Source organism: Citrobacter sp. Cpo065 (assembly GCF_030332805.1).
GTDB lineage: Bacteria > Pseudomonadota > Gammaproteobacteria > Enterobacterales > Enterobacteriaceae > Citrobacter > Citrobacter portucalensis.
Genome location: NZ_JAOWHC010000035.1, coordinates 452,672 through 475,335, shown reverse-complemented (window position 1 = coordinate 475,335; position 22,664 = coordinate 452,672). Strand labels below are relative to the sequence as shown.

Annotated in this window: 15 protein-coding genes; 10 read left to right on the top strand and 5 right to left on the bottom strand. The window is 54.0% G+C overall.

Annotated features, from left to right (window positions below; genetic code table 11):
- Window positions 1-21: 21 nt before the first annotated feature.
- From asmA to udk, 3 genes are all read right to left on the bottom strand, one after another.
- Entirely contained in the window at window positions 22-1,875 is a 1,854-nt protein-coding gene (gene asmA, locus OGY68_RS22730; protein ID WP_057067259.1) for an outer membrane assembly protein AsmA, read from the bottom strand.
- A gap of 26 nt (window positions 1,876-1,901) precedes the next feature.
- On the bottom strand, window positions 1,902-2,483 hold the full coding sequence (gene dcd / locus OGY68_RS22725; protein WP_003834269.1) for a dCTP deaminase: 582 nt from the start codon (window positions 2,481-2,483) through the stop codon (window positions 1,902-1,904).
- A 91-nt stretch (window positions 2,484-2,574) separates the two neighbouring features.
- Entirely contained in the window at window positions 2,575-3,216 is a 642-nt protein-coding gene (gene udk / locus OGY68_RS22720) for a uridine kinase (protein WP_003036776.1), read from the bottom strand.
- Window positions 3,217-3,531: 315 nt separating this feature from the next.
- On the opposite strand from udk, the gene OGY68_RS22715 reads away from it, so the two are divergent.
- Window positions 3,532-6,861, top strand: a complete 3,330-nt coding sequence (locus tag OGY68_RS22715; RefSeq protein ID WP_057067281.1) for a diguanylate cyclase — start codon at window positions 3,532-3,534, stop codon at window positions 6,859-6,861.
- Here OGY68_RS22715 and alkA read toward each other — a convergent pair.
- Window positions 6,829-7,698, bottom strand: a complete 870-nt coding sequence (gene alkA / locus OGY68_RS22710; protein WP_234692127.1) for a DNA-3-methyladenine glycosylase 2 — start codon at window positions 7,696-7,698, stop codon at window positions 6,829-6,831. The two genes, OGY68_RS22715 and alkA, sit on opposite strands and share 33 nt — an antisense overlap.
- Before the next feature lie 136 nt (window positions 7,699-7,834).
- Here alkA and yegD point away from each other — a divergent pair, with 136 nt between their 5' ends.
- A complete protein-coding gene (yegD, locus tag OGY68_RS22705) occupies window positions 7,835-9,187 on the top strand; it encodes a molecular chaperone (RefSeq protein WP_032943940.1) in 1,353 nt (450 codons plus the stop codon).
- Between the two features lie 99 nt (window positions 9,188-9,286).
- On the opposite strand, the gene OGY68_RS22700 is transcribed toward yegD, so the two are convergent.
- The gene (locus tag OGY68_RS22700; protein WP_106672390.1) at window positions 9,287-9,346 is read right to left on the bottom strand and encodes a type I toxin-antitoxin system Ibs family toxin; all 60 of its coding nucleotides are present in this window, start codon (window positions 9,344-9,346) and stop codon (window positions 9,287-9,289) included.
- Window positions 9,347-9,625: 279 nt separating this feature from the next.
- On the opposite strand from OGY68_RS22700, the gene OGY68_RS22695 reads away from it, so the two are divergent.
- The 8 genes from OGY68_RS22695 (at window position 9,626) to trhP (ending at window position 22,596) form a co-directional block, all read left to right on the top strand.
- Window positions 9,626-10,873 carry an MdtA/MuxA family multidrug efflux RND transporter periplasmic adaptor subunit gene (locus tag OGY68_RS22695; protein WP_057067263.1) on the top strand — a complete coding sequence of 416 codons (1,248 nt, stop codon included), beginning with the start codon at window positions 9,626-9,628 and terminating at the stop codon, window positions 10,871-10,873.
- Window positions 10,873-13,995 (top strand): MdtB/MuxB family multidrug efflux RND transporter permease subunit, encoded by a 3,123-nt coding sequence (locus tag OGY68_RS22690; RefSeq protein ID WP_057067264.1) that lies wholly within the window; start codon window positions 10,873-10,875, stop codon window positions 13,993-13,995. The genes OGY68_RS22695 and OGY68_RS22690 overlap by 1 nt, the downstream gene beginning before the upstream one ends.
- Entirely contained in the window at window positions 13,996-17,076 is a 3,081-nt protein-coding gene (mdtC, locus tag OGY68_RS22685) for a multidrug efflux RND transporter permease subunit MdtC (protein ID WP_057067266.1), read from the top strand.
- Window positions 17,073-18,485: an MFS transporter gene (locus tag OGY68_RS22680; protein ID WP_003834276.1), complete on the top strand. Its 1,413-nt coding sequence runs from the start codon at window positions 17,073-17,075 to the stop codon at window positions 18,483-18,485. The genes mdtC and OGY68_RS22680 overlap by 4 nt, the downstream gene beginning before the upstream one ends.
- Window positions 18,485-19,888, top strand: coding sequence for an envelope stress sensor histidine kinase BaeS (gene baeS, locus OGY68_RS22675; protein ID WP_032943945.1), 1,404 nt, complete (start codon window positions 18,485-18,487; stop codon window positions 19,886-19,888). Before OGY68_RS22680 ends, baeS begins: the two co-directional genes overlap by 1 nt.
- Entirely contained in the window at window positions 19,885-20,607 is a 723-nt protein-coding gene (gene baeR, locus OGY68_RS22670; RefSeq protein ID WP_286617522.1) for an envelope stress response regulator BaeR, read from the top strand. Before baeS ends, baeR begins: the two co-directional genes overlap by 4 nt.
- 135 nt (window positions 20,608-20,742) lie before the next feature.
- Complete coding sequence (locus tag OGY68_RS22665) at window positions 20,743-21,075, top strand: YegP family protein (protein ID WP_008785215.1); 333 nt, start codon at window positions 20,743-20,745, stop codon at window positions 21,073-21,075.
- A 159-nt stretch (window positions 21,076-21,234) separates the two neighbouring features.
- A complete protein-coding gene (trhP, locus tag OGY68_RS22660) occupies window positions 21,235-22,596 on the top strand; it encodes a prephenate-dependent tRNA uridine(34) hydroxylase TrhP (RefSeq protein WP_032943948.1) in 1,362 nt (453 codons plus the stop codon).
- Window positions 22,597-22,664 lie beyond the last annotated feature (68 nt).

The following is a 22,664-nucleotide window of genomic DNA, read 5'->3' as shown; positions in this document are numbered from 1 at the left end:
GCCACCATCCGGCAATATGAATCAGAGCTTATCCAGCAACTTTTTAACATCTTTGCCGTTGCGGGAATCTTTATTGCGATCTGCCCAGTCATTCAGACGACGTTTTGCTTCATCCTGCAGATGCTTACGCAAAAGCTGATCAACTTGCAGACTGTAGTTCAGTGATTGCCACTGGCCATAGACCCTGAGAGGAACCGGGGTGGCCTTCAGGAAACTAATCAACTTACTTTCGCCATCCCAACCGCCCAGCACGCGAATGTTAAACAGCGTGTCGCAATTCTGCTTCACCAGATCTAACGTTCCTTTGCCGGTTAGCGCCAACATCGCGGACTCCCCTGCCATGTTATCCAGCGTCACCTCACCGTTATCCAGCGTCATATCGGTTACAAAATGATCCAAGCGGGTCACGTTATCGAGGTTTTGCTGAGATTTAACATCCCCACCGCTGCGTTCTACAGCCTGTTGAATCATCTGCTGGAAGTTCATCCCTTCCATTCGCGTATCGTTCATTTCGACATGGGCCTGCCCTTGCCAGCTATGGCGAAACGCCTGGGCATCAATATCTGAGCCGGAAAAATCTCCCGCCAGCGACAGCTTGCCGGTGAGTGCGATGGGGTAATCAAAGGCCTTCAGAATCGTGCCAATTTCCACACCTTCCAGGCGCGGATGAAAGACCGCTCGCGGTTCTCCCTTTCTGGCATCCAGCGTGCCGGGCAGTGAGATCAGCCCGCCATCACTTTTTCCCTGCAACTGCGCAATGTTCAGTAAGCCGAACTGGTTGTCTATTTTTGCCGAAACATTCTCAAACGCCATTTTCCGCCACAGCACTTTGTCAGCCTGCAAAGCGATGTCTGCCGAAAAACCCTTGAGTCCCTGATACGAAACGGCATCAACCTGGGAAGCAATGACGGGGCGCGCCAGCGTTGACTGACTCTGACCTTGCTGAACGTCACCTTTTGCTGTCGCTGCTGCGTCATGCTGTACGAGCAGGTTATCCAGATTGAGCTGACCAAATTTTAAGTCGACGGCCCATTCCGGTTTTTCCAACAAGGATACGTGCGCTTGCCCGGAGAACGAAGAGTCATTAGCAGTCAAATTTATCTGGCTAAACGAAAGCTGTTTTTTCTCTTCCAGCCATTGTGTCTGAAGATGTCCCTGACCGTTGATCCCCTGGGGCGGCAAATCGGCCCCCTGCAATTGCCAGCTTAACTGCTCGATATTCGCAGATAAGTTGTGCGGATAATCGGAGGCATCGACCGTGCCGTTAAAGGATAACGCGAGATCGCGCTGATCGCGGTTCACACGCCCGGAAAAATTAAACGTGCCGCGGTGCTGGCTATCTTGTTCCATCTCCAGACGAATATCACGAACGGTAACTTGTTCATCGTCTTCATGCTGGAATACCAGAACACTGTCGGCAACCCGCAAACGGGCGATATCAAACGACCATCCTTTGTCTTCCGCCAGATCGGGCAACATATTGTCTTTTGGGGCAACAGGTGCATCTTTGCCGCGTACCGCCTCAGTTTGCGGGGTCAGTTGAATCACTGCGCCTTTGAGCATCACCTGCTTCACGCTGAGCTGGTGGCTCAACAGCGGCCATAACGCAACGTCAAGACGCATATTGTCGGCACGAACCAGAGGTTCGCTGGCACCTTCAGCCGTTAACACCACTCGCCCTGAGAGGATACTCAGTTGCGGCCATACGTGCCAACGCAGGGGGCCATCCAACTGCAGCTGATACCCGCTACGTGCGGCAACCTGCTTGACCATATACGCGCGGAAATCATTCGGATTCACCAACAGTACTAACGCAGAAAAGCCAGCCACCAGCACGACCAGAAGAATCATCAGCGTCGTCAGAAATCGTCTCATGCTATCCCCAATGGACTGAAAAACACTCAGTCTTTATCGATCCGGCTGGCAACGGCGCCCTGCTGGTCGCGATACTTCGCATCCTGACGACGGTTGTATGGTCGCGCTGCCGGACCGGAAAGCGGTTCGAAACTTAGCGCGCCAATCGGCATGCCCGGACGCAGAGCCAGGGGTAATTTTCCGGAGTTGTAAAACTCCAGTACAATACAGCCAGACCAGCCCGGATCGATACGGTGTGCGGTGACGTGTACCATCAGTCCCAGACGCGCCAGAGATGAACGGCCATCTAACCAACCGACGAGATCGGAAGGCAACGTCACGGATTCGAATGTTACTGCCAGCGCAAGCTCACCCGGATGCAAGAAGAATGCCTCGCCGTCCTTGAGGACGATTTCATCACTCATCACGCGATCCAGCGCGGCGCTGACTTCATCTTTCGGTCCGCTCAAATCGATATACGCCGCCGTATGACCGCGGAACGTACGGAATTTGTTGCCAAGACGCACATCTACCGTGGCGCCATTGATTCGCTCGACAGGAGGGCGTGGAGTGATCGACAGGCGACCTTCATCCAACCAGGCTTCAATATCTCGGTCACATAAACGCATGGCACTTTCTCCTTTCGTGCTTCAAACCCTTAATGCCAGGTGCGTTAAGGGTGAACCAGGTTATCACTGAACGGTACACAATTCGCTGAACTTATTCAAAGAACTGACTGATTTTAGCCTTCAGAATATCGATGGCGATGCGGTTTTTACCCCCGCGCGGCACAATGATGTCGGCGTATTGCTTTGAAGGCTCAATAAATTGCAGGAACATTGGACGGACGGTTTTCTGGTATTGCGCCATCACCGAATCCATTGAACGACCACGTTCATTCACATCGCGCTTAATACGGCGCATCAGACAAATATCCAGCGGCGTATCAACAAAAATAGAAAAGTTCATCTCATCGCGCAAACGCGCATCCGTCAGCAGCAAAATGCCTTCCAGGATAATGACTTTCTTCGGTTCGATATGAATAGTGTCTTGCGTACGCGTGTGCTCAACATAGCTATAAACCGGCAGCTCAATGGCAGAGCCGCGTTTCAGCGTTTGCAGATGTTGAAACAGCAGGCTGTGGTCCATCGCGTTCGGATGGTCGTAGTTGGTTTTTACGCGTTCTTCCATCGACAGATGGCTTTGATCTTTGTAATAGCTGTCTTCGGGAATAACGCCAATATGTTCGTCACCGACTTGTTCACGCAATTCGCGATAAAGAGTACTGGCAATAAGGCTCTTGCCGGAAGCCGATGCGCCGGCAATGCCGATAATGACGCACTGATGGGACTGATCAGTCATAAATTTAGCGACCTGATTAACCTGGATGTAAGGAAGGGCGGCGCCGAAACGCCAAACGCGGCAATTATAGGGATTTCAGCGGCGCGATGCCACCCCAGGCTGCACCAATGCTGTCCCTGTCGCAAATTAAAATGGTCAGATTTAGAACAGCCGCTATATTTATTCACATGCCTTAGGAATTAATAGCTTGGGAGTGTTAATTTATGAGCAGCTGGCGTATAAATTGTAAATTGTTTGTACTAGCATAATCCCAGATTAAATGTGATGCGTCCGGCATCTCTGCTGGGCGACAACGGCTATTTGGGTAGAGTGGTAATGAGTAAACAATCCCAACATGTTTTAGTTACCTTACCCCATCCTCTACTGCGCCTGGCCAGTTTAGGTCTGGTGGCTTTCATCTTTACGTTGTTTTCGCTGGAACTATCACGTTACGGCGCACAGCTTGCCCCTCTGTGGTTTCCAACCTCTATCATGATGGTGGCTTTTTACCGTCACGCGGGAAAGATGTGGCCAGGGATCGCGCTGGCTTGCTCATTCGGTAGCATCGGCGCCTCTTTACTTTTTTTCCCCGGACAGTCGCTTAATTTCTCCTATACGGTCATTAACATTATTGAGGCTGTTGTTGGCGCAATGTTATTGCGTAAACTGCTGCCCTGGTACAATCCCTTACAAAATTTGAATGACTGGGCGCGCCTGGCATTTGGTAGCGCGGTTGTTCCGCCACTGTTGGGCGGCATTTTGATGTGGTTGTTGCTGCCGAAGGACACGTCGTTAAATACCTTTCTCATTTGGGTACTGTCAGAATCCATTGGCGCACTGGCGTTGGTGCCGTTAGGTTTACTGTTTAAACCACATTACCTGTTGCGCCATCGCGACCCGCGATTATTGCTTGAGACCCTGATTACCCTGCTGGTGACCTTAACGCTCAGTTGGCTGTCCATGATGTACATTCCATGGCCATTTACCTGCGTTATTGTCCTGCTGATGTGGAGCGCTGTCCGTCTGCCGCGTATGGAGGCGTTTTTAATATTCCTCAGCACCGTGATGATGGTTTCGCTGATGCTGGCTGCCGACCCTTCGCTGCTTTACACCCCGAAACCGAACATGATGACGGACATCCCCTGGTTGCCGTTTTTGATGATCCTGTTGCCCGCTAATATGATGACCATGGTGATGTACGCGTTTCGAGCCGAACGCAAGCACATTTCAGAAAGCGAGTCACGCTTTCGCAACGCCATGGAATATTCCGCGATTGGCATGGCGTTAGTCGGTACCGAGGGGCAATGGTTACAGGCCAATAAAGCCTTGTGTCAGTTTCTGGGCTATAGCCAGGAGGAGTTACGTTCACTGACCTTCCAGCAATTAACCTGGCCGGAAGATTTGAATAACGACATTGAACAGCTGAACATGCTGGCACGCGGAGAGATTAATAGCTATTCCATGGAAAAACGCTATTACACCCGTTCGGGCGACGTCGTCTGGGCGTTGCTGGCCGTTTCGTTGGTGCGTCATAGCGACAATACCCCACTCTATTTTATCGCGCAGGTTGAGGACATTAACGACCTGAAGCATACCGAGTGGATTAACAAACGGTTGATGGAGCGCATTACCCTCGCCAATGAAGCCGGGGGGATTGGGATCTGGGAATGGGAACTCCAGCCTGACGTGATCAGCTGGGATAAACGGATGTTCGATCTCTACGAAGTTCCTGCGCATATCAAGCCCAGTTGGCAAGTCTGGTATGAGTGCGTGGTACCCGAAGATCGTGAGTACGCCGAAAATGTGATTCGTGATTCGCTGGCCGCACGGGCTCCGTTCAAACTTGAGTTTCGTATCGCGGTAAAAGATGGCATACGCCATATCCGCTCGTTGGCCAACCGGGTACTGAATAAAGACGGTGAAGTTGAACGCTTACTTGGTATCAATATGGATATGACCGAAGTCAAGCAGCTTAACGAAGCGCTGTATCAGGAAAAAGAGCGCCTTCACATTACGCTGGATTCAATCGGCGAAGCGGTGATTTGTATTGATGTCGATATGAACGTGACCTTTATGAATCCGGTTGCTGAGAAAATGAGCGGCTGGCAGCAGGACAGTGCCATCGGCATTCCGCTATTGACGGTACTACATATTACTTTTGGCGAGAACGGTCCGCTGATGGAAAATATCTACAGTGCTGACATGTCACGTACGGCAATCGAACAGGAAGTGGTTCTGCATTGTCGTAACGGCAACAGTTATGACATTCAGTACAGCATCACGCCCCTCAGCACCCTCGACGGCGGCAGCATTGGCTCGGTGTTGGTTATTCAGGACGTCACAGAGTCGCGGAAGATGCTCCGCCAGCTTAGCTACAGCGCCTCGCATGATGACCTGACCCAGTTGGCAAACCGGGTCAGCTTCGAAAACCATCTAAAACAATTGCTGCATTCGGTACACGACACGCACCAGCGTCATGTGCTGGTTTTTATCGACCTGGATCGTTTTAAAGCGGTGAACGACAGCGCGGGTCATGCCGCTGGAGATGCCCTGCTGCGTGAACTCTCAGCGCTTATGCTCAGCATGTTGCGATCCAGCGATATGCTGGCACGCCTGGGCGGCGACGAGTTTGGTCTGTTGCTACCGGATTGTAATATCGAAAGCGCTCGCTTTATTTCAGGTCGCGTCATCAGCGCCATTAATGATTACCACTTCATGTGGGAAGGCCGCTTACACCGTATTGGCGCCAGCGCAGGGATTACGCTCATTGATGAGAAAAACCATGTCGCCAGCGACGTAATGTCTCAAGCGGATATTGCCTGTTATGCGGCGAAAAACAGTGGGCGTGGACGCGTCTGCGTTTATGAACCGCAGCAAAGCCAGGGTCATGCCGCGCGTAGTCAACTGACATTGGATGAGCAAAGACACACCATTATGCACAACCCAATGCTGATGATCGCCAGAGGTGTGGCTTCCCCGCGTATACCGGAGACGTTTAGCTTCTGGCTTCTCTCGCTTCGCTTAGGCACCGCTGAAGGTGAAGCCATTGAGGAGCAAGCCTTCCGCGCCGGGCTGGTCGATCCCGCGTTAAGCAAGGCGCTTGACCGTCGGGTATTTAGCGAGTTCTTCCAGAACTCTGCCCAAGCAGTAGCCAGTAAGGGCCTCAGTATTGCCCTGCCCCTTTCCGCCGTCGGCCTGCTCAACACAGAACTTATCGATGAGCTGCTGGAGCACTTGCAACGCAGTCCACTACCGCCGCGATTGCTGCATCTGACCGTTCCGGCAAGCGTCTTCAAAACCAACCCAACGCAGGCTATATCCGCCCTGCATCGACTGCGTCAGTACGGTTGTCGAATTGTATTAAGTCAGGTTGGTCGCGATTTAGAGCTCTTTGACAACCTGAAATATCGCATTGTCGATTACCTGTTGCTCGACAGCGAGCTAAGTGCCAGCGCTCCCGGCAACCTGATCGACGAAATGTGGATGTCCATTATTCAGGGTCATGCCCAGCGCCTGGACATAAAAACTATCGCCGGTCCGGTGCAGTTGCCACTCATCATGGATACGCTTTCTGGCATCGGTGTTGATATGATTTATGGCGATATTATTGCCGACGCCCAACCACTGGATCTGTTACTGAATACCAGTAATTTCGCCATCAACTGACGGCTGCCAGCCATCCGTATACCAGATATGCAACAGGGCATAGGAGCGCCAGGGTTTCCAGCGCTCTGCATACCGTCGGATCTGGGCCGGTGTCATGCCGGGAAAACGCTGTTTAATCAGATAATCATCCGGCAGAAAAACGTCCTTCGCCTGCCAACCACGTAGCGCGAAATAGTTGGCGGTCCAGCGCCCTATCCCGGGAAACGTTTGTAGCTGCTTAACGCCTTGTTCGATATCGGCAGGGGCTGTTGTCGCGAGCGTTCCTTCAAGGGTTGCATGAGCCAGGTGGATCAACGCCTCAGCGCGTTTGAGCGGCATTCCTAACGCTTTCAGGTGCAGCGGATCGGCATTGGCAAGCGCTTCCGGCGTAGGAAAACACACATACTCGGGCGCATCCTCCAGCGCTTCCCCGTAAGCGTGCGCCACTTTCGCCGTCAGTTTAGCGGCCATCAATACGCTGACTAACTGCCCTAAAATCGCCCGTACCCCTTGCTCAAACGCATCGACACATCCCGGCAGGCGCAGTCCCGGACGCGCCGCACCGAGGCTACCCAGCGCGGCGATAATTTGCTGCGGGCAACAGCCAAGATCGAACAAGCGCGTTATTTTTGCCAGACACTCGGAGGCGACCGGCTGTAACCCTGTGCTCAATGTCACGTGTAGCACGTTGGCGTGCAGATCCGGGACAACGCGCACCAGACCACGATGCCCCCCTACGCACAGGCTTCTGACATAGCTCAGTTCCTCTACGGTTTCGACACCTTCAACCGCACGGGCGGCAAGAAACCCCAGCATCCAGGGCCAATCATAAGGCGGTTGCCAGCTCAGCGTGAACATTCAGTTTTCCTTTTTACGCAAACCTACAGCATAAACGGTATTCAATCAGTACGCCTTGCTTTCATATTCCAGTTGTCGGGGCGTCAACTATTCGTTAAAGTCACGCCCCTTCTTCACTGGCATGGGGATTTTTACGGTGTTTATTGGTTTTGACTACGGTACGGCAAACTGTTCAGTGGCCGTTATGCGTGACGGGCAGCCCCACCTGCTCAAAATGGAAAATAACAGCACGCTGCTACCCTCAATGCTGTGCGCACCAACGCGCGAAGCGGTTAGCGAGTGGCTGTATCGCCATCATGACATCCCAACTACGGACGATGAAACGCAGGCGCTGCTTCGCCGTGCGATGCGCTACAACCGCGAAGAAGATATCGACGTTAACGCCAACAGCGTACAGTTCGGTCTGGCATCGCTGGGTCAGTATATTGAAGACCCGGAAGAGGTGTACTTCGTTAAATCGCCAAAATCATTTTTGGGCGCCAGCGGTCTGAAGCCGCAGCAGGTTGCGCTGTTTGAAGATCTGGTCTGTGCAATGATGCTGCACATTCGCAACCAGGCGCAAAGCCAGCTGCCGGAAGCTATCACTCAGGCCGTGATTGGTCGGCCCATCAACTTCCAGGGATTAGGTGGCGATGACGCCAACACCCAGGCGCAGGGTATTCTTGAACGTGCGGCCAAACGCGCCGGTTTTCAGGATGTCGTCTTCCAGTACGAGCCGGTAGCGGCGGGACTGGATTACGAAGCGACGCTGCAGGAAGAAAAACGCGTGTTGGTGGTGGATATCGGCGGGGGTACGACCGACTGTTCGCTGCTGCTGATGGGGCCGCAATGGCATCAGCGTGCCGATCGCGAAAACAGCCTGCTGGGACACAGTGGCTGCCGCGTAGGCGGGAACGATCTGGATATCGCGCTGGCGTTTAAACACCTGATGCCACTGCTAGGTATGGGCGGTGAGACAGAAAAAGGTATCGCCTTACCGATTCTCCCGTGGTGGAACGCGGTCGCAATCAACGACGTTCCCGCGCAAAGTGATTTCTATAGCAGCGCCAACGGTCGACTGCTCAACGATCTTGTCCGCGACGCGAGAGAAGCCGATAAAGTCGCTCTGCTGCTTAAAGTCTGGCGCGAGCGTCTGAGCTATCGCCTGGTGCGCAGTGCAGAAGAGAGCAAAATCGCACTTTCCGACCAGACTATTGTAACGGCGGCGATACCGTTTATCAGCGACACGCTGGCAACCGATATCAATCAACACGGACTGGAAGCTGCGCTCAATCAGCCCCTGGCGCGTATTCTCGAGCAGGTCCAGCTGGCGCTGGACAACGCACAGGAAAAACCAGACGTGATTTATCTGACCGGCGGCAGCGCGCGTTCGCCGCTGATTAAAAAAGCCCTCGCCCAGCAGCTTCCCGGGATCCCTATCGCGGGTGGCGATGACTTCGGTTCTGTCACCGCCGGGCTGGCCCGCTGGGCTGACGTTGTTTTCCGCTAAGCCGCTCGCATGCTGAAAAGTGTGCGTATTGACATCATCCTTGCTGTGGCTTATTTTCAGGAGTGAGGGTTAGGGAAGGTTTCCCCTCCCCCTGGTGTCTTAGTAAGCCGGTAAGCTAATGACTAAGAGTATCACCAGTATGATGACGTACTTCATCATAACCCTTTCCTTATTTTGGCCCCTTCCTCGGGAGGGGCTTTCCCGTTCCAGCGTCCCGCTGAAATCTCTGGCTTTCCTCCTTTTTGCCTTGTCAGCACTCTATCGCACAATTGCGTATTCGCTATCTTCACCACCGATTGTTGCGTAACGCCTCGCAAAGCCGCGTCAGCATTCAGACGAATCCCGACAGTGTTTCATAATTCCTCCATTTTTCTCCCTTGTTCGCTGGCTAAACTAGTATCATTCCGCGAATCGTTTCAGGATGAGAAACTCATAACAATGAAAGGCAGTAATAAATCCCGCTGGGTGATAGCAATCGTGATCGTCGTGGCCGCCGTCGCCGCCATCTGGTTCTGGCAAAGCCGTAGCGCATCCCAGGGAACCGCACCGGGCGCAACCAAACCCGCGCAGCACACTGCGGGGTCAGGACGGCGTGGAATGCGCTCCGGACCGTTGGCTCCCGTGCAGGCTGCCACCGCCACCGAGGAAGCCGTGCCACGTTACCTGACAGGGCTGGGGACCGTTACTGCCGCAAATACCGCCACGGTGCGTAGTCGGGTGGATGGTCAACTCATCGCCTTACACTTTGAGGAAGGACAACAGGTTAAAGCCGGTGACCTGCTAGCAGAAATAGATCCCAGCCAATTCAAAGTTGCTCTGGCTCAGGCGCAGGGACAACTGGCAAAAGATAAAGCCACACTGGCGAATGCCCGTCGCGATCTTGCCCGCTATCAACAGTTGGTTAAAACCAATCTGGTCTCCCGTCAGGAGCTGGACGCCCAGCAGGCGTTGGTCAATGAGACGTTAGGCACAATCAAAGCAGATGAAGCCAGCGTCGCCAGCGCTCAGTTGCAGCTCGACTGGAGCCGGATAACCGCACCTGTCGATGGTCGTGTCGGCCTGAAACAGGTCGATGTCGGTAACCAAATTTCCAGCGGCGATACCACCGGAATCGTCGTCATTACGCAAACGCATCCCATCGACCTGATATTTACGTTGCCTGAAAACGACATTGCTACCGTGTTGCAGGCACAAAAATCGGGGAGCCAGCTGAAGGTCGAAGCCTGGGACCGAACCAATTCGCAAAAGCTGAGCGAAGGTGTCCTGCTCAGTCTCGACAATCAGATTGATGCCACCACCGGAACAATCAAAGTTAAGGCTCGTTTTAACAATCAGGATGATGCTTTATTCCCTAACCAGTTCGTTAACGCCCGCATGCTGGTCGACACACAACAAAATGCCGTTGTGATCCCAACTGCCGCCCTGCAAATGGGTAACGAAGGCCATTTTGTCTGGGTGCTGAACAGCGATAACAAAGTGAGCAAACACCTGGTTAAACCGGGAATTCAGGATAGCCAAAAAGTGGTGATTACTGCCGGGTTGTCTGCGGGCGATCGGGTCGTGACCGACGGTATTGATCGTCTGACGGAAGGCGCAAAAGTCGAAGTCGTTGAGGCGCACGATGCCTCTGTTCAGGACGAGAAAACAGCGCCACGCGGATACGGCAAAAAAGGAGCTAACTCCTGATGCAGGTGTTACCTCCGGACAACACAGGCGGACCATCGCGCCTGTTTATTCTGCGCCCCGTCGCCACCACGCTGCTGATGGTCGCGATTTTGCTTGCCGGAATTATCGGTTATCGCTTCCTGCCAATCGCCGCCTTACCTGAAGTGGATTACCCCACGATTCAGGTCGTTACGCTCTACCCCGGTGCCAGCCCGGATGTCATGACCTCGGCGGTCACCGCACCGCTTGAACGTCAGTTTGGGCAGATGTCTGGCTTAAAACAGATGTCATCACAAAGCTCCGGTGGCGCATCGGTCGTTACGTTACAGTTTCAACTGACGCTCCCGTTGGATGTTGCCGAGCAGGAAGTTCAGGCCGCGATTAACGCCGCCACCAATTTATTACCCAGCGATCTCCCTAACCCTCCGGTCTACAGCAAGGTAAACCCGGCAGATCCGCCGATCATGACGCTGGCGGTCACATCCAGCGCCATGCCGATGACGCAGGTGGAAGATATGGTCGAAACCCGCGTCGCGCAGAAAATCTCTCAGGTATCCGGCGTGGGCCTGGTAACACTTTCCGGTGGGCAACGTCCGGCGGTCCGCGTGAAGCTTAACGCTCAGGCCATTGCCGCACTCGGTCTGACCAGCGAAACCATCCGTACGGCCATTACCGGTGCCAACGTCAATTCGGCAAAAGGGAGTCTTGATGGTCCAACGCGTGCCGTTACCCTTTCAGCCAACGACCAGATGCAGTCCGCGGATGAATATCGTCAGCTCATTGTTGCCTATAAAAACGGTGCGCCGGTTCGTCTGGGCGATGTCGCCACCGTTGAGCAAGGGGCCGAAAACAGCTGGCTGGGCGCATGGGCCAATAAGCAACAAGCTATAGTAATGAATGTTCAGCGCCAACCTGGCGCAAACATCATCTCCACGGCAGACAGTATCCGCCAGATGCTGCCGCAGCTCACCGAGAGCCTGCCCAAATCGGTTAAGGTCAGCGTACTTTCCGATCGTACAACCAATATTCGTGCGTCCGTAGCGGATACCCAATTTGAATTGATGCTGGCGATTGCGCTGGTAGTCATGATTATCTACCTGTTTTTGCGCAATATTCCGGCAACTATTATTCCTGCAGTCGCCGTACCGTTATCGTTAATCGGTACTTTCGCGGTGATGGTATTTCTTGATTTCTCCATCAACAACCTGACCCTCATGGCGCTAACCATTGCGACAGGTTTTGTGGTGGATGACGCTATCGTGGTTATCGAGAATATTTCACGCTATATCGAAAAAGGCGAAAAACCGCTGACTGCTGCCCTGAAGGGCGCGGGCGAGATTGGTTTTACCATCATCTCTCTGACATTTTCACTGATCGCCGTACTGATCCCACTGCTATTTATGGGTGATATCGTAGGTCGATTATTCCGGGAGTTCGCTGTGACGCTGGCCGTGGCGATTCTGATTTCCGCCGTTGTCTCGCTCACTCTTACGCCGATGATGTGCGCGCGTATGCTGAATCAGGCCTCATTGCGTAAGCAAAACCGCTTCTCCCGTGCCTCAGAGCGCATGTTTGATCGCGTTATTGCCGGGTACGGCCACTGGCTGGCGAAAGTGCTCAACCATCCGTGGCTCACGCTGAGCGTTGCGCTCGGCACGCTGGCGCTGAGCGTTATGCTATGGGTCTTTATCCCCAAAGGCTTCTTTCCGATCCAGGATAACGGTATTATCCAGGGCACGCTGCAGGCACCGCAGTCCAGCTCATTTGCCAGCATGGCCCAGCGCCAGCGTCAGGTTTCAGATGTCATTCTGAAAGATCCGGCGGTAGAAAGCCTGACCGCTTTTGTCGGTGTGGACGGCACTAATACGGCATTGAACAGCGCGCGCTTACAAATCAACCTTAAGCCGCTGGATGAACGCGACGATCGGGTGCAGAAAGTGATTGCGCGCCTACAGGATGCGGTTGACAGAGTTCCCGGCGCTGACCTTTATCTTCAGCCCACTCAGGATCTGACGATTGATACTCAGGTCAGCCGGACGCAATATCAGTTCACGCTGCAAGCGACATCCCTTGATGCCCTCAGCACCTGGGTTCCACAGCTGATAGCAAAACTAAATCAGCTACCGCAACTATCCGATGTCAGTAGCGACTGGCAGGACAAAGGGCTGGTAGCGTATGTGAACGTCAATCGCGACAGCGCCAGCCGTTTGGGCATCAGCATGTCAGATGTCGACAACGCCCTGTACAACGCCTTCGGCCAGCGACTGATTTCAACCATCTACACCCAGGCAAATCAGTATCGCGTGGTGTTAGAACATGACACCAACAATACGCCAGGGCTTGCGGCACTGGATACAATTCGTCTGACCAGTAGCGACGGCGGCATGGTACCGCTCAGCGCGATAGCAAACATTGAACAGCGTTTCGCCCCGCTGTCGATTAACCACCTCGATCAGTTCCCGGTCACCACCATCTCGTTCAACGTGCCAGACGAGTGGTCGCTGGGTGATGCGGTACAGGCCATTCTGGATACCGAAAAAACGCTTAACCTGCCCGCAAATATTACCACCCAGTTCCAGGGCAGCACGCTCGCCTTCCAGGCTGCGCTGGGAAATACCATCTGGTTGATTGTGGCTGCGGTTGTCGCGATGTATATCGTCCTCGGCGTGCTGTATGAGAGCTTTATTCACCCAATTACTATTCTCTCCACGCTGCCGACGGCGGGCGTCGGGGCGCTTCTGGCGTTAATGATTGCCGGGAGCGAACTGGACGTCATCGCGATTATCGGCATTATTTTGCTCATCGGTATCGTCAAGAAAAACGCCATCATGATGATCGACTTCGCCCTGGCTGCAGAGCGCGAACAGGGCATGGCACCGCGCGAAGCCATCTTCCAGGCGTGTCTGCTGCGTTTTCGCCCAATTCTGATGACCACGCTGGCAGCACTGCTCGGCGCCTTGCCGCTGATGTTAAGTACCGGCGTAGGTGCCGAATTACGCCGCCCATTAGGAATTGGTATGGTCGGCGGCCTGCTGGTAAGCCAGGTATTAACCCTGTTTACCACCCCGGTGATTTATCTGCTGTTTGACCGTTTGTCGCTGTATGTGAAAAGCCGCTTCCCGCGCCAGGAAGAGGAAGCGTAAATGAAATTTTTTGCGCTTTTCATTCATCGTCCGGTGGCGACCATTCTCATTTCGGTGGCCATCACCCTGTGCGGCATACTCGGATTTCGTCTGCTGCCGGTCGCTCCGCTACCGCAGGTGGATTTTCCGGTGATCATGGTCAGCGCATCGTTACCCGGTGCCTCACCCGAAACGATGGCGTCCTCGGTCGCAACTCCGCTGGAGCGCTCGCTGGGGCGCATTGCGGGCGTGAACGAAATGACATCAAGCAGTTCACTTGGCAGTACGCGTATTATTCTCGAATTCAAATTCGACCGTGACATCAATGGCGCGGCGCGGGACGTTCAGGCCGCAATTAACGCGGCGCAAAGCCTGCTACCCAGCGGGATGCCGAGCCGACCAACGTATCGCAAAGCCAACCCTTCCGATGCGCCAATCATGATCCTGACGCTAACGTCGGACACGTACTCGCAAGGTGAATTGTACGATTTCGCATCAACACAACTGGCGCAAACCATCGCGCAAATTGACGGTGTGGGCGACGTGGACGTTGGAGGCAGCTCACTGCCTGCGGTGCGTGTAGGGCTCAATCCGCAGGCACTGTTTAACCAGGGCGTGTCGCTGGACGACGTGCGTAGCGCAATTGACAACGCCAATGTGCGTAAGCCGCAGGGCGCTATCGAGAATGATACCCACCGTTGGCAGGTACAAACCAACGATGAGCTGAAAACCGCCGCCGAATACCAGCCGATTATCATCCACTACAATAACGGCGCGGCGGTGCGACTGGGCGACGTTGCGTCTGTAACCGACTCGGTGCAGGACGTACGCAACGCGGGGATGACCAATGCCAAACCGGCCATTCTGCTGATGATCCGCAAGCTACCGGAAGCCAATATCATTCAGACGGTAGACAGCATTCGCGCCAAATTGCCGGAGTTACAAACGCTGGTCCCGGCCGCCATCGATCTGCAAATCGCCCAGGACCGCTCGCCGACTATTCGCGCCTCGCTGGAAGAAGTCGAACAGACGCTGATTATCTCCGTGGCGCTGGTTATCCTGGTGGTCTTTATTTTCCTGCGCTCCGGGCGCGCGACGCTGATCCCCGCGGTAGCTGTTCCGGTCTCGCTGATCGGTACCTTTGCCGCCATGTATCTGTGCGGATTCAGCCTGAACAACCTGTCGTTGATGGCGCTCACCATTGCTACGGGATTTGTCGTCGATGACGCCATCGTGGTGCTGGAAAATATTGCCCGCCACCTGGAAGCAGGAATGAAGCCGCTCCAGGCGGCGTTACAGGGTACGCGCGAAGTGGGATTCACCGTGCTCTCCATGAGTCTGTCGCTGGTGGCGGTGTTCCTGCCACTGCTGTTAATGGGCGGATTGCCTGGGCGCTTGCTGCGCGAATTTGCCGTCACGCTGTCGGTTGCTATCGGTATCTCGCTGCTGGTGTCGCTGACATTAACGCCAATGATGTGCGGCTGGATGCTCAAATCCAGCATCCCGCGCGAACAGTCTCGCAAGCGGGGTTTTGGTCGTGTGCTAGTGGCGCTGCAACAGAGTTACGGCACCTCGCTTAAATGGGTGCTACGCCATACGCGGCTGGTAGGCGTGGTGTTACTTGGCACCATCGCGCTGAATATCTGGCTTTATATTTCCATCCCCAAAACCTTCTTCCCGGAGCAGGATACCGGCGTATTGATGGGTGGGATCCAGGCCGACCAGAGCATCTCATTTCAGGCGATGCGCGGCAAACTGCAGGACTTTATGAAGATCATCCGCGACGACCCGGCGGTGAATAACGTCACCGGTTTTACCGGTGGTTCGCGGGTCAACAGCGGGATGATGTTTATTACCCTCAAGCCACGCGATGAACGCCGTGAAACCGCTCAACAGGTGATCGACCGCCTGCGCGTCGCGCTTTCAAAAGAGCCAGGTGCGAATCTGTTTTTAATGGCGGTGCAAGATATTCGCGTTGGTGGACGCCAGGCCAACGCCAGCTATCAATACACATTGCTGTCCGACGATCTCGCGGCGTTGCGTGAGTGGGAACCGAAGATCCGTAAGGCGCTTGCCGCCCTGCCCCAACTGGCAGACGTCAACTCCGATCAGCAAGACAATGGCGCGGAGATGAATCTGATTTACGATCGCGACACCATGTCTCGTCTGGGGATCGACGTGGCAGCCGCCAACAGCCTGTTGAATAATGCTTTCGGACAACGACAGATCTCTACCATCTATCAACCGATGAACCAGTACAAAGTGGTGATGGAGGTCGATCGACGTTACACCCAGGACATCAGCGCACTGGACAAAATGTTCGTCATCAACAATGACGGTAAAGCGATCCCGTTATCGTACTTTGCTAAATGGCAGCCGGCGAATGCGCCACTGTCTGTGAACCATCAGGGCTTGTCTGCCGCCTCAACCGTGTCGTTTAACCTGCCGACAGGTTCTTCACTGTCAGAAGCGACAGAGGCCATCAACAGAACCATGACCCAGCTCGGCGTCCCTTCCACGGTTCGCGGTAGCTTTGCCGGTACCGCACAGGTATTTCAGGACACCATGAATTCGCAGGTGATCCTGATTATCGCCGCCATCGCCACGGTCTATATCGTGCTGGGGATGCTGTATGAAAGCTATGTCCATCCGCTGACCATTCTCTCCACGCTACCTTCGGCTGGCGTCGGGGCGTTGCTGGCGCTGGAACTGTTCAATGCCCCGTTCAGCCTAATCGCCCTGATAGGGATCATGCTATTAATTGGCATTGTGAAGAAAAACGCCATCATGATGGTCGATTTTGCGCTGGAAGCGCAGAGAAACGGCAAACTACAGCCGGAAGAAGCTATTTTCCAGGCCTGCCTGTTGCGCTTTCGCCCAATAATGATGACCACGCTGGCGGCGTTGTTTGGCGCGTTGCCGTTGGTATTATCCGCAGGAGATGGCTCTGAACTGCGTCAGCCTTTGGGGATAACCATTGTCGGTGGGCTGGTCGTGAGTCAGCTCCTGACGCTGTACACCACGCCCGTGGTCTATCTCTTTTTCGACCGTCTGCGTCTGCGTTTTTCGCGTAAAAACAGCAAACCGGTAGCAGAGTTATGACAGAACTTCCCGACAGCACCCGCTGGCAACTTTGGATTGTGGCATTTGGCTTTTTTATGCAGTCGCTGGATACCACCATCGTTAACACCGCGCTTCCCTCGATGGCGGCAAGCCTCGGGGAAAGCCCGTTACACATGCATATGGTCATTGTGTCATATGTTTTAACTGTTGCCGTGATGCTGCCCGCCAGCGGATGGCTGGCGGACAAAGTTGGCGTGCGTAATATCTTCTTCACCGCCATCATCCTGTTTACGCTTGGCTCGCTGTTTTGTGCCGGGTCCAGCACGCTCAACGAACTGGTGATGGCGCGCGTCTTACAAGGCGTTGGCGGCGCGATGATGGTGCCGGTCGGCAGGCTAACGGTGATGAAAATCGTCCCGCGTGAGCAATATATGGCGGCGATGACGTTTGTCACTTTACCCGGTCAAATCGGCCCGCTGCTGGGCCCGGCGTTAGGCGGAATTCTGGTTGAATACGCCTCCTGGCACTGGATATTTTTGATTAACATTCCGGTAGGCATTGTCGGCGCAATAGCGACGTTAATGCTGATGCCCAACTACACCATGCAAACCCGACGTTTCGACCTCTCAGGGTTCGCGATGCTGGCGGTCGGCATGGCGGTACTGACGCTGGCGCTCGATGGCAGCAAAGGAACCGGCCTCTCCAGTATCACGCTGGCGGCGCTGGTTATCTGCGGGGTATTGGCTATTGCGCTGTATCTGAAACACGCCCATCGTAATCCACGTGCGCTATTCAGCCTGAATCTGTTTCGCACACCAACCTTCTCGCTAGGTCTGTTCGGCAGTTTTGCCGGACGCATCGGCAGCGGCATGTTGCCGTTTATGACGCCGGTGTTTTTACAGATTGGCCTCGGTTTTTCACCTTTTCATGCCGGGCTGATGATGATCCCGATGGTGCTGGGCAGTATGGGCATGAAGCGCATTGTGGTGCAGGTCGTTAACCGCTTTGGTTACCGTCGTGTGCTGATTACCACTACGCTTGGCCTGTCGCTGGTCAGTCTGTTGCTAATGACCACGGCACTGCTGGGCTGGTATTACGCCCTGCCCTTCGTGCTGTTTTTACAGGGAATGGTCAACTCAACGCGTTTTTCATCCATGAACACGCTTACGTTAAAAGATCTGCCTGACGATCTGGCCAGCAGCGGTAACAGCCTGCTGTCGATGATCATGCAGCTATCGATGAGTATTGGTGTGACCATCGCAGGCCTGCTGCTGGGCATGTTCGGCCAACAGCATATCGCCATCGACAGCGGAAGTACGCATACCGTCTTTATGTATACCTGGCTGTGCATCGCCTTCATTATTGCGCTGCCCGCCATTATTTTTGCCCGCGTGCCGAACGACACGCAAACCAACGCGGTGATTTCACGGCGCAAAAGGAGCACCTGATGAAGTTCTGGCGGCCCGGTATCACCGGCAAACTGTTTCTGGCGATTTTCGCCACCTGCATTGTGTTGCTGATCAGCATGCACTGGGCCGTACGCATTAGCTTCGAACGTGGTTTTATTGACTATATCAAGCACGGCAACGAGCAGCGGCTGCAAATGCTCAGCGACGCATTAAGCGAGCAGTACGAGCAGCACGGCAACTGGCGATTCTTACGCAATAACGATCGTTTTGTTTTCCAGATCCTGCGCTCTTTTGAACACGACAACGACGATGATAAACCGGGTCCAGGCATGCCGCCGCACGGCTGGCGTACACAGTTTTGGGTTGTCGACCAAAACGCCCGTGTGCTTGTCGGCCCGCGCGGCCCAGTTCCTCGCGACGGCATGCGCCATCCCATACGCGTTAACGGTAGCGAAGTGGGCGCCGTGATTGCCTCTCCTGTGGAACGCTTAACGCGGAATACGGATATCAATTTCGACATGCAGCAACGACGATCCAGCTGGCTTATCGTTGCGCTCTCCACGATCCTGGCCGCGCTGGCGACGTTTACGCTGGCGCGCAGCCTGCTGGCCCCGGTTAAGCGGTTGGTGGAAGGCACGCACAAACTGGCGGCGGGCGATTTCACCACTCGCGTTACGCCAACCAGTACGGATGAGCTGGGCAAGCTGGCGCAGGACTTCAACCAGCTCGCCAGTACACTGGAAAAAAACCAGCAGATGCGTCGTGACTTTATGGCCGATATTTCTCACGAACTGCGTACGCCGTTGGCGGTGTTGCGCGGTGAACTGGAGGCCATTCAGGATGGTGTCCGCCAGTTTACCCCTGACTCCGTTGCCTCGTTGCAGGCTGAAGTCGGTACGCTCACCAAACTGGTTGACGACCTTCATCAGCTCTCCATGTCAGATGAAGGCGCGCTGGCCTACCAGAAAACATCGCTGGACCTCATCCCCCTATTGGAAGTGGCAAGCGGCGCATTTCGTGAACGCTTCTCCAGCCGTGGATTGACCATACAGCTTTCGCTCCCCGACAGCATGACGGTATTTGGTGACAGGGATCGTCTGATGCAGTTGTTCAACAACCTGCTGGAAAACAGTCTGCGCTACACCGATAGCGGTGGCGGGTTGCATATCAGCGCCGAACAACGCGAACGCATGGTGTTATTAACCTTCGCTGATTCCGCTCCCGGCGTAAGTGACGAGCAGTTACAGAAGCTGTTTGAACGATTTTATCGCACCGAAGGCTCGCGCAACCGCGCCAGCGGAGGTTCCGGATTGGGGCTGGCGATTTGCGTCAATATCGTACAAGCGCATAATGGTCTAATCCGCGCCGCCCATTCGCCTTTTGGTGGGGTTAGCATTACAGTAGAGTTACCGCTGGAACGCGATTTACAGAGAGATGTATGACTGAGTTACCCATTGATGAAAACACACCGCGTATTCTGATCGTGGAAGATGAGCCTAAGCTGGGGCAACTGCTGATCGACTACCTGCGGGCAGCGAGCTATGCCCCTACGCTGATCAACCACGGCGACCTGGTTCTGCCTTACGTGCGCCAAACGCCGCCCGATCTGATCTTGTTGGATCTGATGCTGCCCGGTACCGACGGTCTGACTCTGTGTCGGGAAATCCGCCGCTTCTCAGAAGTCCCCATCATGATGGTAACCGCTAAAATCGAAGAGATTGATCGCCTGCTGGGGCTGGAGATCGGTGCTGATGATTATATTTGTAAACCTTACAGCCCGCGCGAAGTTGTCGCGCGCGTAAAAACGATCCTGCGCCGCTGCAAACCGCAGCGCGAACTGCAACAAATGGATGCAGACAGCCCGCTTATCGTCGATGAAAGCCGTTTTCAGGCCTCCTGGCGTGGGAAGATGCTCGATTTAACGCCCGCCGAATTCCGCTTACTTAAAACGTTGTCACATGAGCCGGGTAAAGTGTTCTCCCGTGAACAGTTGCTCAATCATCTCTATGACGATTACCGCGTCGTTACCGACCGCACCATCGACAGCCATATTAAGAACCTGCGACGCAAGCTGGAGTCGCTGGATACCGAGCAGTCGTTTATCCGCGCGGTCTATGGCGTGGGGTATCGCTGGGAAGCCGACGCCTGCCGAATTGCTTAAACTCTCCTGCCCTTCAGGGCTCCGCTGCTCCGTGAGCCCTGGTAACTAGCAACTCTCCAAATATCGCTCATACTCTTTCTGACAATACTGTCGTCAATAACTGTTTGATATAAAACTTTTAATCAAGGAGTTCATATGGCTGGTTGGTTTGAATTAAGTAAGAGTAGCGATGATCAGTACCGCTTTGTTCTTAAAGCTGGGAACGGGGAAATAATCCTTACCAGTGAGCTTTACACTACAAAAGGTGCTGCAGAAAAAGGGATCGCATCTGTCCATGCTAACAGCCCTCTGGATGAGCGTTATGAGAAAAAAACAGCGTCTAATGGCAAATTACATTTCAACCTGAAAGCTGCAAACCACCAGATTATTGGTAGCAGTCAACTGTATGCGAATGAACAGTCACGCGAGACCGGTATTGCTTCAGTTAAGACCAATGGTGTCAGTCAGACGATAAAAGATAAGACCTGATAATTATTTGCTCAGCCGGGTAACGCAACGCTGTCGCCCGGCGTTTTTCTTTACCTGACTTCCTCGCAGCGCTACAATGCCCGCCCTTAATATGGGGGCACTCCCCTAACCGCCTCATTGAGTGAGGCGAGTCTGACCTGTCATCAGAACGAGAAAATTATGTTTAAACCGGAACTCCTTTCCCCGGCGGGAACGCTGAAAAACATGCGTTACGCTTTCGCCTATGGCGCTGACGCTGTGTATGCGGGCCAACCGCGTTACTCACTGCGCGTACGCAACAACGAATTCAACCACGAAAACCTGCAGCTCGGCATTAATGAAGCCCATGAACTGGGTAAAAAATTCTATGTGGTGGTTAACATTGCCCCACACAATGCCAAGCTGAAGACCTTCATTCGTGATCTGAAACCGGTGGTGGAAATGGGGCCGGATGCACTGATCATGTCAGACCCTGGTCTGATTATGCTGGTGCGCGAAAACTTCCCTGACATGGACATTCACCTTTCAGTACAGGCTAACGCCGTAAACTGGGCGACGGTGAAATTCTGGAAGCAGATGGGACTGACCCGCGTGATCCTCTCCCGCGAGCTGTCGCTGGAAGAAATCGAAGAGATCCGCACCCAGGTTCCGGATATGGAGCTTGAGATCTTCGTTCACGGCGCGCTGTGTATGGCCTACTCCGGCCGTTGCCTGCTCTCTGGCTACATCAACAAGCGTGACCCTAACCAGGGTACCTGCACCAATGCCTGCCGCTGGGAATACAACGTGCAGGAAGGCAAAGAAGACGTGGTGGGCAATATCGTGCATAAGTACGAGCCTATTCCGGTACAAAACGTTGAGCCTACGCTGGGTATTGGCGCACCGACAGACAAAGTCTTTATGATTGAAGAAGCCCAGCGTCCGGGTGAGTATATGACCGCGTTCGAAGACGAACATGGCACTTACATCATGAACTCGAAGGATTTGCGTGCCATTGCCCACGTTGAACGCCTGACGCAGATGGGCGTGCATTCCCTGAAGATCGAAGGCCGCACCAAGTCATACTATTACTGTGCACGTACCGCGCAGGTCTATCGTAAAGCCATTGATGATGCTGCTGCCGGTAAACCGTTCGACCCGCAACTGCTGGAAACGCTGGAAGGTCTGGCGCATCGTGGTTACACCGAAGGGTTCCTGCGCCGTCATACCCATGACGACTATCAGAACTACGAATACGGCTTCTCTGTTTCCGAGCGTCAGCAGTTTGTCGGCGAATTTACCGGCGAACGTAAAGGTGAACTGGCCGCCGTACTGGTGAAAAACAAATTCACCGTCGGCGACAGCCTGGAGCTGATGACCCCACAGGGCAACATTAACTTTACCCTCGAACAGATGGAAAACGCGAAAGGTGAAGCCATGCCGGTTGCGCCGGGCGACGGTTACACCGTGTGGATGCCAGTACCAGAGGATATCGATCTGAATTATGCATTGTTGATGCGTAATTTTACCGGTGAGTCCACGCGCAACCCGCATACTAAGTAGTTAATTACGGTTATTTTTCAGCGTTCGGAAGATTCTTAGAAATCGATCACATACCGTTTCGTTCATTA